The sequence below is a fragment of the Bacteroides sp. 1001136B_160425_E2 genome (assembly GCF_015559655.1).
In the GTDB taxonomy this organism is placed as follows: Bacteria; Bacteroidota; Bacteroidia; order Bacteroidales; family Bacteroidaceae; genus Bacteroides; species Bacteroides luhongzhouii.
The window spans coordinates 63,964-89,048 of the sequence record NZ_JADMQH010000008.1 but is presented as its reverse complement, the minus strand read 5'-3'; the positions used below and the strand labels follow the sequence as shown (position 1 = coordinate 89,048).

General features: G+C 40.7%; 19 protein-coding genes. 8 read left to right on the top strand and 11 right to left on the bottom strand.

The features are described from left to right. Positions 1-49 precede the first annotated feature (49 nt). Positions 50-1,315 carry a type II toxin-antitoxin system HipA family toxin gene (locus I2I04_RS09715; protein WP_195654906.1) on the bottom strand — a complete coding sequence of 422 codons (1,266 nt, stop codon included), beginning with the start codon at positions 1,313-1,315 and terminating at the stop codon, positions 50-52. A gap of 3 nt (positions 1,316-1,318) precedes the next feature. Continuing rightward, the gene (locus tag I2I04_RS09710) at positions 1,319-1,639 is read right to left on the bottom strand and encodes a helix-turn-helix domain-containing protein (protein WP_009036646.1); all 321 of its coding nucleotides are present in this window, start codon (positions 1,637-1,639) and stop codon (positions 1,319-1,321) included. A 792-nt stretch (positions 1,640-2,431) separates the two neighbouring features. Between I2I04_RS09710 and I2I04_RS09705 the strand changes: the two genes are divergently transcribed. Further along, entirely contained in the window at positions 2,432-3,235 is an 804-nt protein-coding gene (locus tag I2I04_RS09705; protein ID WP_195654905.1) for a TrmH family RNA methyltransferase, read from the top strand. 53 nt (positions 3,236-3,288) lie between these two features. Here I2I04_RS09705 and I2I04_RS09700 read toward each other — a convergent pair whose 3' ends face one another. Beyond that, positions 3,289-3,765 carry a low molecular weight phosphatase family protein gene (locus I2I04_RS09700; RefSeq protein ID WP_195654904.1) on the bottom strand — a complete coding sequence of 159 codons (477 nt, stop codon included), beginning with the start codon at positions 3,763-3,765 and terminating at the stop codon, positions 3,289-3,291. 20 nt (positions 3,766-3,785) lie between these two features. Then, a complete protein-coding gene (locus tag I2I04_RS09695; RefSeq protein ID WP_410489771.1) occupies positions 3,786-4,826 on the bottom strand; it encodes an alcohol dehydrogenase in 1,041 nt (346 codons plus the stop codon). 247 nt (positions 4,827-5,073) lie between these two features. Here I2I04_RS09695 and I2I04_RS09690 point away from each other — a divergent pair, with 247 nt between their 5' ends. Beyond that, positions 5,074-7,851: an AAA domain-containing protein gene (locus I2I04_RS09690; RefSeq protein ID WP_195654902.1), complete on the top strand. Its 2,778-nt coding sequence runs from the start codon at positions 5,074-5,076 to the stop codon at positions 7,849-7,851. 931 nt (positions 7,852-8,782) lie between these two features. After that, positions 8,783-9,217: a DUF6078 family protein gene (locus I2I04_RS09685; RefSeq protein ID WP_195471637.1), complete on the top strand. Its 435-nt coding sequence runs from the start codon at positions 8,783-8,785 to the stop codon at positions 9,215-9,217. Between the two features lie 100 nt (positions 9,218-9,317). On the opposite strand, the gene I2I04_RS09680 is transcribed toward I2I04_RS09685, so the two are convergent. The 4 genes from I2I04_RS09680 to I2I04_RS09665 all read right to left on the bottom strand — a co-directional run bounded on the left by I2I04_RS09680 (position 9,318) and on the right by I2I04_RS09665 (position 16,079). Then, positions 9,318-11,408: a BT4734/BF3469 family protein gene (locus tag I2I04_RS09680; protein ID WP_195471635.1), complete on the bottom strand. Its 2,091-nt coding sequence runs from the start codon at positions 11,406-11,408 to the stop codon at positions 9,318-9,320. 633 nt (positions 11,409-12,041) lie between these two features. Continuing rightward, the gene (locus I2I04_RS09675) at positions 12,042-12,929 is read right to left on the bottom strand and encodes a HEPN domain-containing protein (protein WP_195654901.1); all 888 of its coding nucleotides are present in this window, start codon (positions 12,927-12,929) and stop codon (positions 12,042-12,044) included. Between the two features lie 87 nt (positions 12,930-13,016). Then, positions 13,017-14,762, bottom strand: coding sequence for an SWIM zinc finger domain-containing protein (locus I2I04_RS09670; RefSeq protein WP_195654900.1), 1,746 nt, complete (start codon positions 14,760-14,762; stop codon positions 13,017-13,019). A gap of 87 nt (positions 14,763-14,849) precedes the next feature. After that, positions 14,850-16,079: a YecA family protein gene (locus I2I04_RS09665; RefSeq protein ID WP_195471629.1), complete on the bottom strand. Its 1,230-nt coding sequence runs from the start codon at positions 16,077-16,079 to the stop codon at positions 14,850-14,852. A gap of 169 nt (positions 16,080-16,248) precedes the next feature. Here I2I04_RS09665 and bla point away from each other — a divergent pair, with 169 nt between their 5' ends. From bla to I2I04_RS09645, 4 genes are all read left to right on the top strand, one after another. Further along, positions 16,249-17,130 carry a class A beta-lactamase, subclass A2 gene (bla, locus tag I2I04_RS09660; RefSeq protein WP_195654899.1) on the top strand — a complete coding sequence of 294 codons (882 nt, stop codon included), beginning with the start codon at positions 16,249-16,251 and terminating at the stop codon, positions 17,128-17,130. A 77-nt stretch (positions 17,131-17,207) separates the two neighbouring features. Then, a complete protein-coding gene (locus tag I2I04_RS09655; protein ID WP_143258341.1) occupies positions 17,208-18,593 on the top strand; it encodes a GNAT family N-acetyltransferase in 1,386 nt (461 codons plus the stop codon). A 20-nt stretch (positions 18,594-18,613) separates the two neighbouring features. Beyond that, positions 18,614-19,138: a hypothetical protein gene (locus I2I04_RS09650; RefSeq protein WP_195654898.1), complete on the top strand. Its 525-nt coding sequence runs from the start codon at positions 18,614-18,616 to the stop codon at positions 19,136-19,138. Positions 19,139-19,310: 172 nt separating this feature from the next. Continuing rightward, positions 19,311-20,291 carry a linear amide C-N hydrolase gene (locus I2I04_RS09645; protein WP_143258339.1) on the top strand — a complete coding sequence of 327 codons (981 nt, stop codon included), beginning with the start codon at positions 19,311-19,313 and terminating at the stop codon, positions 20,289-20,291. A gap of 263 nt (positions 20,292-20,554) precedes the next feature. Here I2I04_RS09645 and I2I04_RS09640 read toward each other — a convergent pair whose 3' ends face one another. Then, positions 20,555-21,019 (bottom strand): MaoC family dehydratase, encoded by a 465-nt coding sequence (locus I2I04_RS09640; RefSeq protein WP_143258338.1) that lies wholly within the window; start codon positions 21,017-21,019, stop codon positions 20,555-20,557. Positions 21,020-21,139: 120 nt separating this feature from the next. After that, positions 21,140-21,667 carry an SGNH/GDSL hydrolase family protein gene (locus I2I04_RS09635; protein ID WP_143258337.1) on the bottom strand — a complete coding sequence of 176 codons (528 nt, stop codon included), beginning with the start codon at positions 21,665-21,667 and terminating at the stop codon, positions 21,140-21,142. Positions 21,668-21,784: 117 nt separating this feature from the next. On the opposite strand from I2I04_RS09635, the gene I2I04_RS09630 reads away from it, so the two are divergent. Continuing rightward, a complete protein-coding gene (locus tag I2I04_RS09630) occupies positions 21,785-23,473 on the top strand; it encodes an RluA family pseudouridine synthase (RefSeq protein ID WP_195654897.1) in 1,689 nt (562 codons plus the stop codon). Positions 23,474-23,512: 39 nt separating this feature from the next. Here the strand turns inward: I2I04_RS09630 and I2I04_RS09625 are convergent, their stop codons facing one another. Continuing rightward, a complete protein-coding gene (locus I2I04_RS09625) occupies positions 23,513-24,886 on the bottom strand; it encodes an MATE family efflux transporter (RefSeq protein WP_195654896.1) in 1,374 nt (457 codons plus the stop codon). Positions 24,887-25,085 lie beyond the last annotated feature (199 nt).

Below are 25,085 nucleotides of genomic sequence, written 5' to 3'. Positions count from 1 at the left end.
CAAAAGCATGGACAGCAACAATTTACCAACAATATTCTATTTCTGTAAATCAAACGCAATCGTTCCACCTTGCATCCAACACTCCGGCAAACATATCCATCTCTCTCTTGGAAATTCCTAATCGTGTTGCCAATTCGCGCCATCCTTTCACAACTTCAATCACCTCTGAAATAATCTTCTCCGCAGTGTTTCGATTAAGCATATAATCCTCGCAGGCATCAAGCAATATGCTTAAACCCGCCTTATTGGAAGTAGCCGAGATAAGCAGGCTTTGAAATTCACTCAAAGTAGGGTTCATATCGTAAGCTGGAGACAATATCCACCCTTTTGCAGTCAACAGGAAACCATGATTGCGGAAATGGTCATCGCTGTTACCAATGCAGATATTGAAGGCTACACGACGGAAGAGTTCCTGCAGGTTTCGCTCTACATCGGTACAGTTCTGAATAATGAAGTCAACTATATCCAAATAGCCGTGTCCAGTAGTTGCATTATCTCCATCACTTAATCCCAACAAGGTCATTGCGGATGCAAAATGAATACGTTTGCTATCGTTTGTTCTATCGAAACGTTGTGACAGCAATGTATGATATTTTTCTCCAGTTGCCAGCACTTTGGTTTTTGCTACGTTTACTCCTGCTTTTGTAGCAAGCAAGTGGCTGAAATGCTCCCAAAGTCCGACATCATAGTCATCCTTGCGCGACGGGAACTTAGCCACATAAAGAGTTTTATCCGTATCTACAACATTGGCTTTAGGACGTGCTCCTCCTAATGATGTCCCAGGTTGCACAAGTTGTGCAATCCATTTCCTATCAGGAAGCATATTGTTTTCTTCGCTTTTCTCAATCTCAGCACTGGCAGCAATCAACTCCCGAATATCTGTCAGAGGTGGGATTTTCAACGATTCACTTACATTTATAAATTCACCATCAGGGGTTTCTTTAAAACGGAATCCACCCATTCGAGAGAAATCATCGATACCAGTCAAGAAATCGAAAGATGACAATCTCCTTACAGGTCGCTTTTCTTCCGCTGCCGCAATTTGCTCACGACGCAACAACAAAGTTCGTCCCCAACGATCCGGCAAAGCATCAGAAAAACATCCGAATATATCCTTGTCCGGTTGTGTATATTGCTGACCGGGATAATTGTTCAGGTCGTCACTCAAAAACAGACCGCTGTGCTTTTTCAACCACTCATTATTGAATGTAAAGCTATAGCTATCCGTGCCACGGAGAGACTCATAGCCCAATTCGCCTATGAGTTCCACTTCTTTGAGCCAATCGAAATCGGCATATACGTACAACTTTCTCATCGCTTATTCCTTTTTAGAAGCACGTTCTCTTGTTTTCAAACTCAAATCCTGCAAAGCTTTTCCCATTTTATCTTCTTTGGCAAGCAATAGAATATCATCGTCAAGTTGCAATGCGTACAAAACACGTAGATAGATCCCTATTGCAACAGTAGGAATCCCTTTTTCTATTCGGGACACAGTAAGCGGTGAACAGGTGGCACGTTCAGCAACCTGAGCCACACTCAGATTCCGACGTAAGCGAGCCAACTTAATCTGCTCACCTACAATCTGCATCTTCTGCTCCAATTTTCGGGGAAGCTTGGTCCCCATTGTATTCTTTGCCATTACTACATCAATTTAAGGTGCAAAGCAACTATGTTGATGACTTTGCTATAATCAACCTATCATATAATATGCAAAAGTAATACTTTTTATTTATTTAATGATGTATTACACATAGTAAAATGCACGTCTTGGCATAATTAACCATATACATAATCTATTTTGAGCAAAAACTTCCAAAAACTAAATGCTATAATGTTGTTTGTAAGCACCATATACACCTATCAACAAACAATATGTTATTCGTTACAAACAATGCAAATTGTTCATCATACACTCATCATATCAAAGAACTATTTTGCTTGCCAAAAGACAAAGACACCTCCACTCTCAACTTGACTTTAATGACCGTTATTATATATACGGGCAATAAAGTTAAGTCAAATAGAGGGAGAGAAGAAAATTAGCCTACTGGGTATTTTTTCTTTTCGCCAGCAATCAATATCAGTCACTCCGTGTTCAATCTTGGAGGAGCAACCAGCAATATAGACATAGGCATAACACCAGATGAAATGCTATGCAAAATCTCCCGAAAACCTCATAGCACGACTGGCAAATTTGCACCAAAAACCACCTTTTTTATCAAAGTCTTTTCATTTGTTTTCTTGTACCGGAAAAACGCATTATCTTTGCAAAAGTTCAGCGCAGAAAAAGGAGCAAAATCAGACTTTTATACCATTTAAGTTTCAAACTATTGGTAATCAACTAGTCTAATATGCTGCATCGGAAAGTAAAAAGTAGATGCAATCATTGGTATAATTTGATATAATAAAGTAGATAGTTGTAAGAAATCCTATGCCCATTATAGAAATACATTCCTTAACTGATCCCAGAATAGAAATATTCAGTACTCTCACTGAAGCTCAATTACGTAATCGTATCGAGTCTGATAAGGGGCTGTTTATTGCAGAAAGTCCGAAAGTTATTAATGTAGCTCTAAATGCCGGTTATGAACCTTTAGCTCTTTTATGCGAGCAGAAGCATATCACTGGTGATGCTGCTGATATCATTGAACGTTGTGGTGATATACCTGTCTATACGGGTGCAAGAGAACTGCTTGCCACATTGACCGGATATACACTCACACGCGGCGTCCTCTGTGCCATGCACCGCCCGACACCGAAAAGTGTAGAAGAAATATGTAGAGGCGCACAGCGTATCGCAGTCATTGAAGGTGTGGTAGACACTACCAACATTGGAGCTATTTTCCGTTCTGCAGCCGCTCTTGGGATAGATGCCATATTACTGACACGCAATTCTTGCGACCCGTTGAACCGACGTGCAGTCAGAGTTTCAATGGGATCTGTTTTCCTGATGCCATGGGCTTGGTTGGATGGTTCTCCCAATAAATTGCATAAACTGGGATTCCGCACAGTCGCTATGGCACTTACAAAGAAATCGATCTCGATTGATAGTCCCATCCTAGCGACCGAACCCAAGTTAGCCATTGTGATGGGAACCGAAGGTGACGGTCTTCGAAACGAAACAATTACCGAGGCGGACTATGTGGTTCGCATCCCTATGGCAAACGGAGTAGATTCACTCAATGTAGCTGCCGCATCCGCTATCGCTTTCTGGCAACTTCGTGTTAAAGATTAATCAACTCTGCCATCATCACCGGACGAGGCACATATATGATTCTATTCATATTCCTACTCGCACCTACAATATGTATTCGCCCCACAAGAACAGCGAGGCAAGAGTTTCTCCATTAATTCACTCCGAAAAAACTCGTACAGTTCTTTATGCATAGCGTCATATAGTGCCACCACCCGTTCTTCCTGTTCATCTTCGGTATGAATACCTCCCCGAAAAGGATCTGCAAAATCAAAAGAAACATATTTTCTCACTACCCCCTGCATTTCCTTTTGCACTTCTTCCGCTTCCGGGCAAAGGGTAATGACATAATCCCATGTCTGTTGGGCATACGTCGCAACATCACAAGGCTTTCTACGTGAAAAGTCATATCCATTCTGTTCCATCACCTGGCAAACAACATCCGAGACAGAATTTCCAACCAAAACACCGGCAGTACTAATCTTCATCCCTCTACCGAACGAGTTTAAAATTTCCTGCGCCATACGACTGCGGCACGTATCACTATTGCTCACTATCAGTATATTCTTCATATGTGACTTCTATTTAATTTTCATTTATTTCCTGATATAGCTACTTTAATAACCCCATCCAACTTGTTTTCAAAGACACGATAAGCCTCCTCAATCTCATTCAACGGAAATCGATGTGTAATAAGAGAAGTAGTATCTATTTTCCCTTCCTCAATCAGGTTGAGAATCTCGGCACAATCACAACCATCCACTCCCCCTGTTTTAAAGATCAGATTCTTTCCATACATATCAGGTAAAGGAAGAAGTTGCGGCTGGTCATAGAGGGCTACTATGGTGACAACAGCATTAGGACGAGCACAAGCCCATGCCAAATGGAAAGAATCATCACTCCCCGCTACTTCCAAAACAACATCTGCGCCACCATGGTCACTGTTTTGAATCACAAAATCCTTGCAGTTTTCAGGCTCCGTTACTAACACATCAGGATAATGCTCGCAAACAAAGCGAATTCTTTCAGGAGACTTTTCACAGACAATAATACGTTTAGGGTGCTTCAACATCGCACATAACAAAGTACAAACTCCGGTAGGTCCGGCACCGATAATCAGAACAGTATCCTCCTCGGTAATCTCCGAGATACGTGCTGCCCAAAAGCCTGTCGCAAGCACATCACCAACAAACAAGGCTTGCTCATCACTCACAGTATCAGGAATACGGTTCAAACCTTGATCTGCATAAGGGACTCTGACATACTCCGCCTGTCCGCCGTCAATTCGACATCCTAAAGCCCAACCACCATTGGGATCAGTACAGTTGTTCACATATCCATGCTTGCAGAAAAAACACTCACCACAGAAAGTTTCAACATTCACAGTCACCCTGTCACCAGGCTTCACCGAAGTGACATTAGGTCCCACTTGTTCTACCACACCTACCATTTCATGCCCGACAGTTATTCCGGGTACAGCACGCGGCACACTACCATGTTTAATATGAAGATCACTCGTACAAATACTACCAAGTGTCACACGTACGATTGCATCCCGTGAATCCTTTATTTCCGGTCTCGCTTTCTCCTGCAACTCAAACTTTCCGTGTTCAATATATGTGTATGCAAGCATAATATCCTCCTTGTTCATTAATATATACCTTGCAAAGATAATGATTTCATTGGCAAAACAAATCTCTTTTATCACGTTCGAAGCTCTCAAACCGAATCCACTCTATATTTAGAACGATGCAAAAACTGAATAAAGTCATTACATTTTTTTTACTTCAGTTTTGATATTCTGGAAAATATTCTTACTTTTATATCCCAAATAATAAATAAAAACAGCAGCACGACTTATTATATTTACCCACAAGCCTATGATAGATACTTCCGAAAATCTGATTATTATAAAAGGTCAAATCAGGACTCCCGAAATAGAAAGCTGCCAGAATTATGATGGCAGCTATAAGATAGTATTCCGAAATGTTCCTAGTACGTATACTTATAAAGAAGAAAATGTCCTTTGGCTGACTGATCCGGACAAACCGGACCCCAATAATTATCAAATAATCAGTAAAGGGAGAACTTTATCAAACATTAAAGCCTTATCTATTTTTAAAGCCGGATCACACAACTATTGGCACATTTGTTTTCAAAATGGTAAAGAGTATGATTACAGAGAAAAGGACTTAGAAATTATCGAATCATGCTTGGGAGAGAGTCGTTCGAAAAGCATATTCGAATATTTGAAGAAAGTTGCCGATGCGAACGAATTGAAAACTGATGACGGAACGAAGCTATTGGCAAAACAATATGAAAAGATTCATTTCATCGCAAACAACAGAGCTATTGCTGTATATCTGAATCCTCAAAAATATAAAATGCAGACCCGGACTGCCTCAACCTTGATTTTTCCTTTTGGTTGTAATGCAAGCCAGCAAAAAGCAGTCCAGGCAGCTTTTGAGAATCAAATCAGTGTTGTGCAAGGACCTCCGGGAACCGGAAAGACACAAACGATTCTGAACATCATTGCCAATATCCTTGTGCGTGGTAAGACTGTTCAGGTAGTATCTAATAATAACTCCGCCATCGTCAATGTACTTGAGAAGTTATCCAAATACGATATGGGATTCATTGTTGCATTGCTTGGCAGCACAGCTAACAAAGAGAAATTCATCGAGACTCAAGAAGAGGAAAAACAATATCCGGAGAACTTTGAGTCATGGCATGATACGGATGCCGACCAACCTCAATTTCTCAATCAGATACATCATCAGACAGAAGAACTAAAAAGCATATTTTCCAAACAGGAACGCCTTGCCATGGCAAGACAGGAAATACAAGCTTTAAAAATAGAGTGCCAACATTATCTGCAAGAGTTCGGAACAAAAGAATTTACTCTCCAACAACGGAAAAATTCCAGCTCGGCAGACCTTCTGAATTTATGGAATGAATGTCAGCAATTTGCAGAAAAAGAACAATCATCAAGTCTTCGGGGAATAGCAGCTTTTATTCAACGGTTGAAATGGTTCTTCTTTAAATTCAGGAGCAAAGCGATTTGTAAAATCCCCGATAAAGTTTTTTATAAACGGGAGATGAGTTTGATTATCGCTGACTTCCAAATCTTATTCTACCAAACAAAGTATGCAGAGCTGGAAGTCGAAATAGACACATTAGAAAAGGAGCTTGCCAACAAAGATGCAGCAGAAATGGCTAGACAAATGGCCGATACATCAATGAAATATCTAAAGAATCAGTTATTTCATACCCATGGCAATAACCATGACAAGCCCATCTTTACGCTCCCTGATCTAAAAAATAATTGGCGAGAGGTACAGAAAGAATACCCTATTATCTTAAGTACGACCTTTTCATCATTAAGCAGTCTGCAACGAGATGCCGTATATGATTATATCATTATGGACGAAGCGTCACAGGTTTCCGTTGAAACCGGAGCTTTAGCCTTGTCATGTGCTAAAAATGCAATCATTGTCGGCGACACCATGCAACTTCCCAATGTGGTCACGGAAGAAAATAAGGAAAAGCTAAACTTTATCGCTAATGCCTGCCTGATTAAGCCGGAATATGATTGTGCCAATATGAGTTTTCTGCAATCCGTCTGCAAAGTTATTCCGAATGTACCACAGACCTTGTTACGGGAACATTATCGATGCCATCCTCGAATCATCAACTTCTGTAATCAGAAATTTTATGGTGGCGATCTCGTCATCATGACACGTGATAAAGGAGAAGAGGATGTCATTTGTGCTGTACGGACAGCCAAAGGTAACCACTCCCGCAGCCACATGAATCAACGGGAAATAGATGTTATCAAAGAGGAAGTACTACCGAATCTATCTTATGAAACAGATGAAATTGGCGTCATAGCTCCATATAACAAACAAGTAGATGCAGTAAAATCCGCACTTGAAGAGGATATTGATGTCGCAACAGTCCATAAGTTTCAAGGAAGAGAAAAGGATGCTATCATTATGACCACTGTCGACGATGTCATCACTTCCTTTTCCGACGATCCCAACCTGCTCAATGTTGCTGTTTCGCGGGCTAAGTCACAATTCTATTTAGTCGTATCGGGAAACGAACAACCCAAAGACTGCAATATCAGCGATTTGATCGCTTATATCGAATATAACAATGGTACTGTTTCCACCAGTAAGATTCATTCTATATTCGATTATCTATATGAGCAATATACAGATGCCCGAATTGCCTATTTGAAGAAACACAAGAAAATATCCGAATACGATTCCGAGAATCTTACATTTGCATTACTTGAAGATATCCTGAAAGAAAATATCAATATGCGTCATTTGAATATCATTTGCCATTTACCACTCTATATGTTGATTCAGGATTATTCTCTATTGAATAAAGAGGAAAGCAAATATGCTGCAAATATAAATACTCATATTGATTTTCTAATTTATAATCGTGTGAGCAAACAACCGGTATTGGCTATTGAAACAGATGGTTATACACTCCACAAATCGGGGACAAGTCAATCAGAACGTGATATTAAAAAGAATCATATTTTAGAGTTGTACGGAATTCCGTTAGTGAGATTGTCTACTATTGGTAGTAATGAGAAGAAAATTATTGAGGATAAGTTAAGCGAAGTATTACATTTACATTAGAATAACCATCTCAAACCATAATTATATTTAACGTACACTCTCTTACCCAAATCAATATTCAGATTAATATACAAAAAGATAAAAAGACTTCCATTATTACGAATCAGAAGAAGTACAAGAAGATGCAACTATCTGAAAAATTCAGATAGTTCAGTAAGAGGAAAAAGAGTTTTATCCCGAACGTCAAAACATAACTTTGAGAATTGTACTCTACATAATCACTAAACTATATCGTACGTTTCATTACTCAATCAATACGATAAGCGATACATAAAATAATATTTATATTGCTAAATTTTCCCATTTACAGGGCCATTTACAGAGTCTTTACAGAGTCAAGTTTTCTAAATCAATTATAAGAAAATACGGTCCTGCTGACCCGTTGCATTACATATCTATTAGCCGCAGCCTAGGATATGAGTGGGGTAATTAACCTACCACACGAGGAACACAAAGCCGTACTATCATTAACTGCAAAGTATATATATACCTGCAACTGACGACAACTAAGGATCTCCTAAGACATATAAACGACTTAAATATTGTAATGCAATACAAAGGTGAACATAAAATCCGAAAAAACCAAAGCACCAAGCATTATTCTTATAGCAAATGCACATTATATATCACCTAAGATAAAATGACTGATATTTTAAAGAATTGAATCTAAACAGAAAAATCACCTTTGAAACACAATGTAACAAAGGTGATTTATTTGCACTAATTTCATTTCAAGATATTATTTGAGAAAGAAATGGAGATTTTTTGATACATCACAACACAATTTCTCTATAAAAGATTCTTTGCATATCAGTAATATTTGTCCAAACACTTCCCATTCCCAAAATAAAGCCCTACTTTTGTGAAGAATATTTTCCCGTATATTAACGTATTAACAGCAGTATTTCACAAATAAAATAAACCCTACAAGATGAAAGAAGAATCCGACAGCCCGTCTGTCCCCTACAATTTCTCCCGTTGTTTCAACGACCAATGCCCACAAGCCTTGAAATGCTTACGCTACGTAGCTGCACAAAGTGAAACAGCCGATTACCTTTATATCTCCATCGTTAATCCGGCACGTTATCCTGCAGATGGGAATCAGTGCGAATGTTTCAAAACTACTGTAAAAGTCCATGTGGCATGGGGACTTAAGCAGTTGCTTAACAGAATTCCCTATGAGGATGCGGTCAGTATCAGAATACAAATGATCGGACACTATGGAAAAACGGGATATTATCGATTCTATCGTGGAGAACGGGGGCTTATGCCTAAAGACCAAGCCTACATCAGACAACTATTCCGTAATAAAGGGATAAAAGAAGAACCAACTTACCAACGTTACACAGAAGAATATATTTGGTAAGTTGCTGTCATCTGTCACAGTTTAGTGGTTAATAGTTTAGTAATGAACCGATAAGACTGTGACAGCAAGAGGTGACGGCAGGGTGATGGCATTTTTGCCGTCACCTGGTTATTAGTCTTACGACATGATAGAGTGTACCGCTACGCGTATGTTTGGAAGGTATTTCTTGCTTTTTCAGTATTCTTCCAAAGGAATTAACCCTCTTGACAGACATCGGGATTGAACTGCCTTTTTGAATATCTTCCATAATCTCCGCTGGAGACAGCCACTCCCCTTCTTCAGGCTGTGCGGCACGGAAATAACGGAAGAAAAGTTGCTCTTCCGGCGGGACTTGTTCAAATTCACGATTGTTTTCCACCATGATCTTTTCTTCCTCCTGATCGAACCAGTAACGTTCGCCATGTTCCAGTTCATACATAGCTTGTGCGTAAAGCTGCTCATAGTCTATCGGACGGTTGGTGTCAATCACTCCGGTCACTTCGATACAAATAAAACGACGGCTGCCGGAAGGATCGGTCAACAAGTCTTTTTGGTTACTCGTAGCTATGAATGAGGCGTAACGACGCATCTCTAGCACGGCACTGCCATGAGGTTTCTTCACATTCAATACAGGCTTTTGCAAAATATGTTTCAAAAAGCCTTGCTGTGTCGAACTCACCTGGTCAAATTCATCGATGTTGATAAGCGCAAAACGATTGAGGTAAAGTTCGGCATCTTTCTTTCGGGAAAAATCAATACTGTCGGTATAGTAGGAACGCTCAGAAGGCGGCATTATGCTCCGGCAAAAGGTGGATTTACGTGTTCCTTGCGGTCCGACAAGTAAGGGCGAAACACTGTTTGCATACTTTTTATTGCTTCCTTTCCAATGAGAAACCATATTGAGGAACCAACGGTGGAACAAATCCATCCAATACGGATTCTTACAAGGGACGGTGGCTGCCAATGCACGAATACGGTCTTTACCGTCCCACGCGGGAAGCCGGTAGAGAAAATCTTCCAACGGGTTGAATACAGGCACGCGATTGGAGTAAATATAACGACTAATATCCCTGTCCCACAACGGAATACCTTCCATTTGCGCATCCAAAGCAATGCTGTTCAGCGCACGTTTGTCGAGAGGATTGAAGCGGAAACGGAAAGAAAGCCTTTCACGATATTCTACCTCACCAATTTGGGTATTATGGCGGAATTCATAGCGGCGTTTCATGAATTCTTCAGTCTGCAAGGCGAGTTGCTGCTCTTTGCTTAGGCTGATATTCTTGCCGAAGCCTTTGCACTCGGTATATATATTGCCAATCATTTGCCGGATAAGCTCTTCTTGTTTATACATATAGAAGTGGAAAACGGTACGTTTCACGACTTCTTCTTGCGGAAGTCCCGAAGCAAAACAGTTTTTAGCCAGTTGAACGACTAAAGGATGCCATGTGCCTTCACGCAATTCAAGTCCCGCTTCCCGAAGATCGGCATACGCTTTCCGAAAAGCGGCTTCGAAAAGCATCAGGAAGGCATTTTCCGCATCATATCCCGGTACGGCACGAGTCAATGGAGATTTCTCCGCCTGAACCGCTTCACGGAAAGTGGTTTCTTCGGGCATTGATGATGGTTGAGAGAGATAAAATTGGACTGAATCCGGACGATATATGATGTTCGGGTCGTAGGATAAGCGCGAATATTGTTCCAGGGTCGGTTCTTTGGGAAGTATATCGAACGGGATTTGGGGCTGATAACATTTCACGGCCAGTCGATAGGCGTGGGCGTGGAATAGTTCCGCTTCTTCCCGTGTTTTGGGAAGGGAGTTGTCCGGTCGGGTAAAGGTAGTCCATATTTTCACCGTTTTTCCACTTGAACCCATGAAAACACAACGGGTTTGCGGTTGCTCGCAGGCTTTTTGTTTCACCAAAGCGATTTCCGATTTATTGGATAAAGGGCCAATGGTCAGTTCTACAATACCGTTGTAGTTTTTCATCTGTTTCTGGCCGTTTACTTTTCGGAATTCGGCGGCAGGAATTATTTGGGGAAGTTTGTCGGCAAACATACACCGTTCATCGGAAAGGGTATATCGCAGATGTTCTCTGAATGTAGAAACAGGACGGGATTTTATTTCTGTCTTTATCTTATTTACCAGTATATCAAGATCCATTACGCTGAGCGCTATCGTATCTTCATTCTTACGAAATTGAGTAATTTTCATTAATTTGATAATAATTTGTTTTGTCAGCGTCTTTGTGATCGTTGAGACTGCTAAATTAGTCATAATATCCGAAACCAGCAAAGAAAACAAGTTTTTAATACAGAAAATTATTGATATATCAAGCATCTCTTTAGCTGAAAGAAACGGGATTGTCACCACCTAATTACGGGGCAAATTAGTTTTCTCCGCTTGAAACTACAGTTCCAGCGAAGGGAAACTATAGTTTCATCGGTGAGAAACCAATGGTTTCAAGTAATTGGAACTAGAGTTTCAAGCGTATGAAACTAAAGTTTCAAACCGCAGAACCAACAGTTTCGCACCTTGAAACTGTTGGTTTCAAGGCAGGACACAATTCATAAGTACGGGGGTAATAAAATGAACGACTTATCCATTTATGGCTAATACCATTTATTTTCGAACAGCGTCTTTATTTTGTCTTTGTTTTTTAGGTGATAGCATTATTGCTATCACACTGCTGTCACCTTGTGCTATCACAACATTAAGTACTTATACTCTGCAAGTTAGATTATAGTCTGTGACAGATGACAGATATATTTTGTTTTTCATTTCATAGAGAGCTGAATTCTGAGTTCAAGTTATAAATGTGACACCGACTTATTTCACAGGGAACAATTATCCAGTCATTGTATCATATTCCGCAATCTTCTCCTTACACAAGCGTTCAGTAATATCTTTCAGAATATCTACACGGGAAATAAGGTATTCTAGTTGTTCTTGTGAGATACTGAAATCTTTGTTATAGCGAGCTTCTATGTAAGAACGGCATAATAAATCAAAACATTCTTTCTCTGTATCCGTATTTTGAGGAAAGACAGTAGTTAATTCCATAGAAAAACGCTTTACCATCCCACCAAGTTCTTTGATTTTATGACTCTTCGGACGATAGTTCGTAAAGACCATCAGGATACAATTATAAAGTTTCTCACAAGCTTGATGAAGCATGAAAGCAGATAAGTTATATTGTCCTTTAGGCACAAAATACTCCTTCACACTACCTAAAAAGTCACAGGCATAAGGGAACAGTTTATCAAATTCACTCTGCGCAATATCCCGAATCTCCTTAAAACTCAACTTCCGTGGTTTAGCCAATTCGTGTTTGCCACTATTATAAAGCATAATACCCTCCTTTACTATATCCGTAAAGAAATATTGGCTGATTTCCAGATTACGGTTTACGGTATTAATATGTTCTACAACAAATTGTGGAAAAGCATGACGACGACCTGCAAACAAATCATGATATTGATTCGTAATACGGTGCAATTTTCTTTCCACATATTTAGTCTGTCCGGTCACGACGACAAGAATATCGTAATCGCTCTGATAGGAAGTATGAACACCAAATTCGATATTACTGTCCCATAAAACATAGTTTCCCCTTGCATAACTTCCGAACAGGATAACCATCTGACAATTCTCGATGTTTTTACACACTAAATCCAGCAAGACTGTCAATTCTTCCTGTGTACGTTTAGGTAAACGTTTTATAGACTTTTTCATAATCAAGCTTATTTGATAACCTTACAAAGGTACGAACTTTGCTATCTCCAAACAACAGAGATACAGAAAAACTTAAATAAAGTATTTTTAAAACCTTGCCAATACTTCCATCATTGCCGGACGACGTTTATATTTTATCCGGAACTCTGCAACCAACGTTTTCACTGCCGCCTGTCCCCCATTAAGTTTCTTTGCACACAACAACGCTTGTGCTATCAATTCATAATGAGTCCGCCCCACATTTTGTTCTGCGTAATCATTCAACAAAGAGGTATATATAGCAATCAATTGCTCCGAATGAGTGTCTTTCAGATAATAAGAATACTTCATCAATGCTTCCAGTTGATGATACCTGGTTGATGATAGCAATTTGAACAAATGCTCATTATCCCTTTCATTCACATAAATTTCAGCCTCATCATTCGCGCCAAAAGAAAAATATTCACTAAAATGAGTCTCTTCCATCATTGCATCCAGAAAGCTCTTCCATTCTTCTTTCGGAACAAGAGTTTTAAGTTTCCTATAATATTCTAACTTATCCCCACCTGACACAAACAATAAACGACATGTATCGATGACATCGGAAGTTCGATGAGTCATCTCGTAAATCCTCAATTTAGTTTTCAACCATTCCTCTATGGTTCCGATATGTTCTTCTTTTTCCGCAATCTCTATTCCTTCATTCAGCAAACGGATAGCTTCATCATATTGACAACTGGCAATCAATTTATCCACCTCCATTTCTCGAATTTCAGTTAAATAAAGGTATTGACGAATCGTATCAGCTGCTTTTTGCTCTTCATGCAGTTCGGTTAACAGATTGACTTTCCGAAGAACGATTTGATATAAGTCGTAAGTATCTTTTCTTTCTTCCAAGAGTTTGTCAATCAATTCCAACGCTTTTTCTGCCGGTTGAATGGAAAGATTTATTTGCATCAGCAATTCGTCTATATCATAAAGGTCATAATCACGATAAGTAGATAGTTTAGCCAGCTGACCTAGTTCCTGAAGAATCGCTGTCTTTTGCTTTTGGGGGGTCTTAGGGTGCTCAATTACTTTTATCAGCAAATCTCCTGCCTGCTCACAATAATCATAAGGATAGAGATCATTATTATACAAAAGTTCATCCTCATAATTCTCACCGATTGAACGAAGAGTTTGAAGAGCTATATCAATAGCAGTATCTATGTTTCCCACATTCAAAAAGAAGTCTGCTTTCTCCAAAAAAGTGTCCATCCGATTGAAAACAGTTTCCCAATCACAGGCGAAATCATCATAACGATTATGATAACGAGGCTTTTTGTTATAATAAGAGTCATTAAACACTTTCTGAATCTCTACTCTGTAATCCTTTTCTTTTGATGTTGCAGACAACTCTTTAGCCATAAAACGATTCAAAAGGACTGTTTTAAACTCAGGATGCATAGTGGCATATTCATATATAAATTGTGAAAGTTCTTGTGGGTTAACGAATGACAGCAATTGTTGTATGTCCACAGTTTCATCTATAACGACGGCTTCCTCTACCTCTACTTTCATCTTGGAAAAGGCACTGCGATTCACCTTTTTCTCATTATCACGAATTGCCAGTAAGGTGGCTACTACATGTTTACAAATCTCCCCATCATACGGACAGTCACAGTACCAAGACTCTATTTCTTTTCCGTCCATAGATATCTCTACGTTATAATTCTCCGTACCCTCTACTGTCGCAGTCCATTCACCGGGCGAATCTTCTTCCAATTCAGAAACAGCCCCTGTTTCATAATACTCTTCTCCGCGCACTAATATTCTATATGGCACACAGCTCTCAAAATTATCTAATGTAATCATAATGAATATTTTACTCTTTTATATAACCCTCTTGTTCGTATCTCCTTCTGTATTTATGTTACATATTCTTCCGCAATCGTCCTTTTCTTAATTATTTCTGCCACAACACTTTTTATACTTTTTCCCGCTTCCACAGGGACAAGGATCGTTCCTTCCGACCGTGTGTTTGGAAGGCATGCCACGAAACAGATTGTCTATCCTTGCCTGCATTTCCGGAGTAATGTCCATACCGGCAGCTTCCATATTCGGACCTGCAACAATGCGAGGAGGATTCTTTTTTAATTTGTCTTTTTCAAATAAAACGAATGCTTCATTCGAAGAATAGCCTTTCAGAAACCAACGGGGACAATGATTCACATAATCCATAAATAGTTCAATAGCCTCTTGCAGTTCCTGCATGGAAGAAAGTTTGTGGCTAATCATTGAAGTAATAATAGACATTGAATTTTCTTCCGTTTGAGCAGTAAACCACAAATATGCCAAACTACTATCCGCCTTTTCTTCCGTATATCGCAGTTTCTTCATCATATACTCCTTCAATTCATCCCAACATGGATTAGGAATAACGACTAACGGCATCATTCCTGCGGCAAAGACTTCTTCTTTAGAAAACTTCTTCCTATTTGTTATTTCACGACGAGCATACATTTTTTCTTCCAAATCATCTAAATCGTCCAAAAATGGAGACTGTATACAAATAGTAGAGTTACAACCATCCACTGCCTCAAAGGTTAGCCGCTGTATCAATGCCGAATTAGTCAAGCTATCAGTGATTTCACTTCTTGTCACCGAATCTGGCAAATAATCAATTAGCATACTTAACAGATCGAAATAAGACAGATAACCATATAAATTTATGATTCCATAAGCATACTGCTCTACCATAAAACGGATTGCTTGCTTTTCCGAAGTCAAATAATTATTTAAATAAGGAGCTACGGCTTCACGCAATTCATCACAAATCATATAGCGGACTTTACTTTCTTCCAAGTGACAAGTATCCGTCGCTACGAAAGACAGAATTTCCAACGTACTCACCATAAATGAATTGGTCGTTTCTACATACATATCAGTTCCCGCTTTCACCAACTTATCAAGCAAAGTCAGCTCATACTGTGTCAATCGGGGAAGCCACATATCCGGGCAAGCCAAAACTGCTCCTGCTAAAAATTTCGCATATTCATCTTTACGTAGTTTTGTGGGAACAGATAAAAGCAAAATTTTCGCCATCTGCTTTAAGTCCTCTTTTGTGTTCATTTTCAAACCATCTACTAATTTTACCGATGATTGAAATAATTCCGACTGACATCTTATCATAACACTTACTCATTAATTGATTAATTCACAAAAGTAGGAATTTCTTATCCGACATCACTATTTTGGGATGAGAATTTGCAAAGGCAATTACTATTTATACCTTTGTGACTTCAATAGAGAATGTGACTTCAATAGAGAATTAGTAACCCGTTAAAAGAGGAAATTGATTATGCGTTCATTCATAGTGCTTCTTTGTTTAGTACCCACCCTCCTGCTTGCCCAACAAAACAAACTTGAAACACAGTTGAAACAGGCAATCAAAGATAAAAAAGCTGAAATAGGGATTGCCGTTATCATTAACGGAAAAGATACGGTAACTGTCAATAATGACATTCACTACCCGTTAATGAGCGTATTCAAGTTTCATCAGGCGTTGGCATTGGCCGATTATATGGGAAAGAAAAAACAATCACTGGACACCCGGTTGCCAATCAAAAAATCAGATTTAAAGCCGAACACTTACAGTCCGCTGCGAGATAAATATCCGCAAGGGGGAATTGAAATGAGTATCGCCGACCTGTTAAGATACACACTTCAGCAGAGCGATAACAATGCTTGCGATATTCTTTTCAACTATCAAGGTGGTCCGGAAGCTGTGAATAGGTATATCCATTCATTAGGAGTTCAGGAATGTGTCATCGTCGGAACAGAAACAGCGATGCACGAAGACTTGAATCTGTGTTATCAAAACTGGACCACTCCGTTAGCTGCTGCCGAATTATTGGAGATATTCTGCAAGAAACCTTTGTTTGCAAAAGTGTACAAAGACTTTATATATCAGACAATGGTGGAATGTCAAACCGGGAAAGATCGTTTGGTTGCTCCGTTGCTTGATAAAAAAGTAACCGTAGGTCACAAAACCGGAACGGGAGACCTTAATGCGAAAGGACAGCAGATTGGTTGTAATGACATCGGTTTCGTTCTTTTACCCGATGGACGTATTTATAGCATAGCTGTCTTCGTGAAGGATTCTGAAGAAAACAGTCAGGCGAACAGTCAGATTATCGCTGATATTTCCCGCATCGTTTACAAATACGTAATACAGCATTAAGAGCGACACAAATCACGTTCGGTACGAATTAGGATTGAAACAAAGTAAAAAGTAATAGGAATTAAAAAAACATTTATATGAAACTGCATCATATTGCCATTTGGACCTTCCGGCTGGAAGAATTAAAAGAATTTTATGTCCGTTTCTTCGGAGGAAAAAGCAATGAGAAATACATCAATCCCAAGAAAGGATTTGAGTCATATTTTGTCTCTTTCGGTGAGGGAACTGACTTGGAACTCATGAGTCGTACAGACGTACAAGACACCCCCATTGAAGAAAACAGAGTTGGACTGACACACTTTGCTTTCACCTTTCCCAGCCAAGAAGAAGTATTACGTTTCACCGAACAGATGCGTTCGGAAGGATATACCATCGCCGGTGAACCGCGTACTTCGGGAGACGGATACTTTGAAAGTGTTGTGCTCGATCCTGATGGAAATCGGATTGAATGTGTATATCGAGCAGGAACGGACACCAAGACTGAAAATATTCCCTCCGTAACACTCGACACAGAACGCTTGCTCCTCCGCCCTTTTGAAGAAAAAGATGCAGAAGCATTTTTCGCCTGTTGCCAAAACCCGAATTTGGGAAACAATGCCGGATGGCCGCCCCACCGGACATTGGAAGAGTCTCGCCATATACTCCATTCCACATTTATCAATCAGGAAGGTATATGGGCGATGATACTAAAAGATACGCAACAACTGATCGGTTCCGTAGGAATCATCCCCGATCCCAAACGGGAAAACCCACAAGTAAGAATGTTGGGTTACTGGCTCGACGAGACCTATTGGGGCAAAGGATATATGACTGAAGCAGTGCAAAGCGTTCTCAAATATGGCTTTGAGGAATTGAAACTAAGCCTCATCACCGCCACTTGCTATCCACACAACAAACGTTCACAGAAAGTCCTGAAAAAGAACGGTTTCATCTATGAAGGCACCCTCCACCAAGCGGAACTGACTTACAACGGAAATACCTACGACCACCAGTGTTATTATCTCCCCGGCATCTCCCAACCTACTCCGGAAGATTATGAAGAAATCCTCCATGTATGGGAAACGTCCGTCCGTCACACGCATGATTTCCTGACGGAAGAAGATATCCAGTTTTACAAACCACTGATGCGGGAACATTATCTACCGGTCGTTGAACTTTTTGTTATCCGCAATGCCAACGGAAAGATTGCCGCTTTCATGGGACTAAGCGACGAACTGATCGAAATGTTGTTCGTACACCCTGACGAACAGGGAAAAGGATATGGCAAACGATTAATAGAATACGCAAGAGACAAAAAACAGATGGATAAAATAGACGTCAACGAGCAGAATGAAAAGGCACTCCAATTCTATCTCCATCTAGGATTCCAGATTATCGGCAGAGATGAAACGGACAGTATGGGTAAACCTTTCCCCATTCTTCATTTACAACTGCCGGAAGCGAATACCGGTAACAGAGATTAACCCTCAAAAAACAAAACTACATGAACCTACGTGCCAGATTATCCGAACGTGTACACATTGAAGATATCAGAGAAATACTCCATTTCATACAGGACGACGAGCGTCTTAGGGAAGAAATCTACCAGCTGATATTCGATGAAGACCGCATTATTTCCTATCAGGCATTGTGGGTATGTACTCATTTCTCCAAAGCAGATGTGGAATGGTTGAGCCGGCGACAGGACGAGTTGATTGACGCCGCCATGACCTGCCCACATTCGGGAAAGCGGAGAATGCTCCTGAACCTGATATGCCAGCAACCTGCCGCCGACCCGCCACGAGTGGATTTCCTCGATTTCTGCATGGAACGCATGATATCGCGTGAAGAACCAGCCGGTGTGCAATCTCTCTGCATGAAACTGGCTTATCAACTGACGCGCTCCATCCCGGAACTACAACAGGAATTACGTACCATGCTGGAAATCATGGAACCCGACTTACTGGTTCCTGCCATCCGCTCTGTACGAAGAAATACCCTAAAGGCTATGAAAGCTAAGAAAAACTGATTGCTTAATGACATAATCCCTGTTTTTGATACTTTATTAATATCTGGTACTTATGTAAAACATAAATGGAACGTTATTGTTTTGAGAATATGTTTTTGCGGAAGGAATTCGCATCCGTCGGATTATTCCCCATAAAGCAGCTTATAATAAACCTTTAACTAGAAATTAAATTATGTGTACAAGAGTCGTTTATTCGGGAAAGAATGGAATGGTGGCAACCGGCCGGTCTATGGATTGGAAAACAGAAATGCACAGTAATCTTTGGGTGTTTCCCAAAGGTATGGAGAGAAATGGAGAAACGGGAACCAACTCTTTGAAATGGACTTCCAAGTATGGCAGCGTAGTAACTTCGGCTTTCGAGATTGCCAGCACAGACGGGATGAATGAAAAAGGATTGGTTGCCAATCTATTATGGTTGCCCGAAGCAAAATATCCGGTCAGGGATCAAAGTAAACCGGGACTTGCCATTACTGCATGGGTGCAATATATGCTGGACAACTTCGCCACCGTAGATGAGGCTGTAGCTTTCATTGATGAGAACACTTTTCAAGTAGTATCGGATATGATGCCGGATGGCTCCCGTCTGGCAACCTTACACTTGTCCGTTTCCGACGCAACGAGTGATTGTGCGATATTCGAATATACGGACGGAAAGCTGACTGTCTACCACAGCAAAGAATACAAAGTGATGACCAACTCTCCAACCTACAACAAGCAACTGGCACTAAACGAGTACTGGAAATCAATAGGCGGATTGAGTTTCCTGCCCGGAACCAACCGTCCGTCCGACCGTTTTGCAAGAGCCAGTTTTTATATTAATGCCCTACCCCAAACAGATGATGTGAGAATAGCCATAGCAAGCGTATTCAGCGTTATCCGAAACACTTCTGTTCCTTATGGCATCTCTACACCCGAATTTCCGGAAATTTCCACCACACAATGGAGAACGGTGTCGGACAGCAAGAACTTGCTCTATTTCTTCGAATCGAGCCTGACTCCCAATACATTCTGGGTAAATCTCCGGGAAATCGACTTGTCAGAAGGAGCTCCGGTACTCAAATTATCTATCGCCAATGGCGAAACCTATCACGGAAATGCAACCAAAGACTTTAAACCGGCACAGCCGTTCAGATTCATGGGAGTAAAGGGGTAAACGGAAATATACATAAATTTATGCTTACTGATAACCCAAATAAAAATTGTTGTTAGTACTCACGATAAGTAAACGTCAGCCCCTGATTGACGTAGAGAAAAATAATACAGAAAAGACTGATATAGAAGAGATTGATGCAGAAAAAAAATAGTGACGGTATCTGCTTGCGATAGTGACGGTATCGTTGTCATATACCGTCACTATTCTTATCGGATACCGTCACTATCACAAATAGATAGAATCTGTGTCTTTTCAGCTTATTATTAATTGAAATAATAAAGGAACACAGCGATTCCTTCAAGTGCCTTTTTCGGTTGGTCTTTTATTTCGATAGCAAACTTGATTTCCGCTTTTGCCACACCACGCAGATTAGTCAGCGAGTGTAAAGTAGTCACTAGACGGATGCTCTGTCCTGCCAATACAGCCTGACCGAATTTCATTTTGTCCATACCGTAGTTAATCATCATTTTCAGGTTATTCACCTGGATAATCTGATTCCACAAATAAGGAAGCATGGATAATGTCAGGTAGCCGTGAGCAATCGTGCTATGATAAGGGCTGTCTACTTTAGCACGTTCCGTATCTACATGAATCCATTGATGATCCAGCGTTGCATCAGCAAAAAGATTGATACGTTCCTGCGAGAGTTCCACATAATCGGAAACACCTATCTGTTGGCCTACTAGTTTTTCGAATTCTTCGTACGAATTGATAATTACTTGTTCCATAAGTCTTATCGTTTTTATGGGGGTTATTTATTTTTTAATTGGGGACAAAAATAGGAAAAATAAACCGATATGCCACCAAATTCGTAAATAAAAGCAAGGAATGAAGAATTTGTGTATACTTTACAAACCGGAAGCCTGTTTCAGTGCTTCTGTCAGAATACTGTAGCCCTTACCATTCAAATGCAAATCGTCGAGAGTCAACTCCGGATTCAGCCTGCCATCCTGCAATAAACGATCGAATACGTCCAGATAGACAATATCTGTTCCCTGCAATTTCTCGTGTATCTTCCGGTTAAGGATCCGGATAAATTTATTCACAGCCGTACTGTAATCATCGTAATCATTACGCGGAAAAATACAGAAAAGATATGTTTTCAATGAAGGGACGGCAAGAACCGCTTTTACATAACGCTCTACATATTCATCTATATTTTCATCGTTCAACTGATAAATATCATTGGTTCCGAATTGAACGACGACCTGACAATCGGAAGTGTCTACCGCAAAAGACTCCACATAGGCCAGTCCTTCACCGGGAGCACCATAGTTCAGACATTCCCATTGGGGGAAATAGATATCCAGTGCCCAAAATGCCATGTGACTGTTGCCAAGAAAGGCAAATTTTGTTTTTTCTTCCATCCTATCCATACAATTTCATTCAAGCGTCCACGTTATCTCACTCAAACTCTCAAACAAATATAGAATAAAATTCGCGGATTTACGTTACTTTTGCAAAGGTAATCACATTCATTCATATATAAACCGATGATACATTTTTTCAAGAAACCCGTTTCTCACCTTGCGCTGCCGGAGAAATTCACTTATCCTTTCCATTATACACCTCATCCATTGTGTGTGTTGGCTGCGGAAGAAGTGAAAAAATATATCGCAAGCCGGAAAGAATGGCAAGAAGAATTGGCTTCCGGAAAGATGTTTGGAGTGTTGATTGTACAAACGGACAACGGAATAACAAACAACGAAGAAAATCCAAACGAAGAAAATCAGATTGGTTATCTTGCAGCTTTCTCCGGCAATCTGGCCGGAAAGAATCTGCATCCTTATTTCGTTCCTCCCGTTTATGACTTATTACAACCGGAGGGATTCTTCAAAATTGAAGAAGAACAGATTTCTGCCATTAATATCCGTATTCGTGAATTGGAAAACAGTAGTTCTTATCTCGATTCAAAAGAAAAATGGAAGATAGAAACGGAACAGGCTAACGCTGTTTTGAATCAAGCAAAAGCGGAGCTTAAAATGGCAAAGAAAGCGAGAGAGATTCGTCGCCAGTCTCCCCCCGAGATTTCCGAAGAAGAACAAGCCTCCCTGATTCGGGAAAGCCAATACCAAAAGGCGGAATACAAACGACTGGAAAAGGAATGGAAAAAACGATTGGAAGAGCTCGAAACGGAAGTCAGGCACTTCGATATTGAAATAGAGCGACTGAAAACCGAACGAAAAGAACGTTCGGCAGCTTTACAAAGAAAGTTATTCGAGCAGTTCCGGCTGCTAAACGCCCAAGGAGAGGTGAAAGACTTGTATACTATTTTCGAGCAAACGGTTCAGAAAGTTCCCCCTGCCGGTGCAGGTGAATGTGCTTTGCCCAAGTTATTGCAATATGCGTATCTTCATCAATTAAAGCCATTGGCTATGGCTGAATTCTGGTGGGGCGACTCTCCTAAAAATGAAATCCGGCATCACGGATATTATTATCCTTCCTGTAAAGGGAAGTGTGAACCGATTCTGCAACACATGTTGCAAGGATTGGAGGTAGACGAAAATCCACTGCTGAATCCTGTTCATGAAGATAAAGAACTGGAAATCGTGTTTGAAGACGAATGGTTGCTGGTAGTCAATAAACCGGCAGGAATGTTGTCCGTTCCGGGAAAAGCGGAGGACAGAGATTCAGTCTATCATCGTTTGAAGAAGAAATATCCCGAAGCTACCGGACCCATGATTGTACACCGGCTCGATATGGCTACTTCAGGATTATTGCTCGTTGCCAAAATAAAAGAGGTACATCAGGATTTACAGGCACAATTTGCAAACAGAAGTATCAAGAAACGCTATGTGGCTGTGCTGGATGGAATAGTACTATCAGAAAGAACAGGAAGGATCGAACTCCCTCTCTGTTTAAATCCCCTTGACCGTCCCCGACAAATCGTTAATAAAGAATACGGAAAAGAGGCAATTACAGAATATAGGATCATCAGTGAATCAGGAAGCACTTTCAATGAATCAAGAAAACACACCCGGATAATCTTCTATCCATTGACCGGACGAACACATCAGTTAAGAGTACACGCCGCCCATCCGGAAGGCTTGGGATGCCCCATACTTGGAGACGAGCTCTACGGAAAGAAAGCGGACAGACTATACCTCCATGCCGAATATATAGAATTCCGTCATCCCATATACGGAGACATTCTCCGTATACAGAAAGAGGCCGATTTCTAAATTCAAACAAAGGAATATTCTTAGCCTGAGAAAAGATAATTATGCAACAGTCTGCTGTACAGTCGAATTTACAAACACCTGCTTCTTCAACCTGCGATAAACGTAGATAAAGGCCGGCACCAGGAATAAGTCTGCTGCTATCCAAGCCATCGGATCACCGTAGCAGACAGCAATAAAGCCGTATGCCGGTACGGCATAGAGACTGACAAGAATACGCGCAATCATCTCCGCCACTCCGGAGAACATAGCAAGATTGGTAAAGCCTACTCCCTGAATAGTATAACGCAAGATGCACAACAAACCAAGCATCGGGAAGAACATACAGGAGATATGCAGGAACAACTCCGTATCCAGCAGAATTTCCGTTTCCGACGGGTCTACGAAGATCAGCGCGAAATATTTAGCCCCTACCATCAGAAGAAGGAACGTGAATGCCGCATAAATAATCATCATCAGAGCACTAGCCTTGATTCCCAACCAAATACGTTCCGGTTTACCCGCTCCGTAATTCTGTCCGCTATATGTAGCCATCGAAATGCCCAAACTTTCGAACGTGCAGATAAAGAACATCTTGATGCGCATAGCAGACGTAAAGGCTGCCACACACGCCGTTCCCAATGCATTATTCGCACTCTGGAGCATAATGCTGCCGATAGCCGTGATAGAAAACTGCAATCCCATAGGCACACCGATATAGAGCAGCGTCTTAGCCAGTTTCGACTGAAACCGGCGTTCTTTCGGAGTGCCCTGCAATATTTCAAACTTCCGATACATATAAATATAGCAGAGAACAGCCGACAATCCTTGCGAAAAGACAGTAGCGACAGCAGCTCCCGCCACTCCCCAGTCAAGTACCAGAATACAGAACAAGTCGAGAATGATATTCAAAACAGCCGCAAACAACAGAAACCAAAAAGGCGTCTTACTGTCTCCCAGCGCACGGATAATGCTCGAAAGAAGATTATAGAAGAACGTACACGGCACACCGATGAAAGTGACAAGCAGATAAGCATAAGCCCCTTCAAATATATTCTCCGGTGTACGCATGATCCGAAGAATATCCTCACATAAAATACTGGTGAGAAGAGCAATCACCACAGACATTCCCGCAGCCAGTTTCAAACTGACGGCCACATAACTACGCATCGTACTGTAATCCCGCGCCCCAAACTTCTGCGCAACAGGTATCCCGAACCCTCCGCAACATCCATTGCAGAACCCGAGAATGAGAAACACCACTGACGTGCTGGCTCCGACAGAAGCTAACGCGTTAATTCCCAAGAACTTTCCTACAATTGCAGCATCAACAAGCGAATACGTTTGTTGCAACAGATTGCCGAGTAAAAGCGGCAGTGTAAACTTTAAAATGAGAGGTAATGCCGGCCCTGCCGTCATTTCTTTAGAAGTTGCCATACGTCTATGTTCTAAAATCGGGCGCAAAGATACGGAAAATCAAACGAACTTGTTCTCGATTTCCATTCCTCTTTTAGTTGACATAAATCAAATAATTGTGATTAACGGTTTAGTGATAATGCCATGCGGCGTATGTGCTACAATTCAATATTGCGTAGTACGTTAATCATTAATCACTAAACTGTCAATCACTAATCAC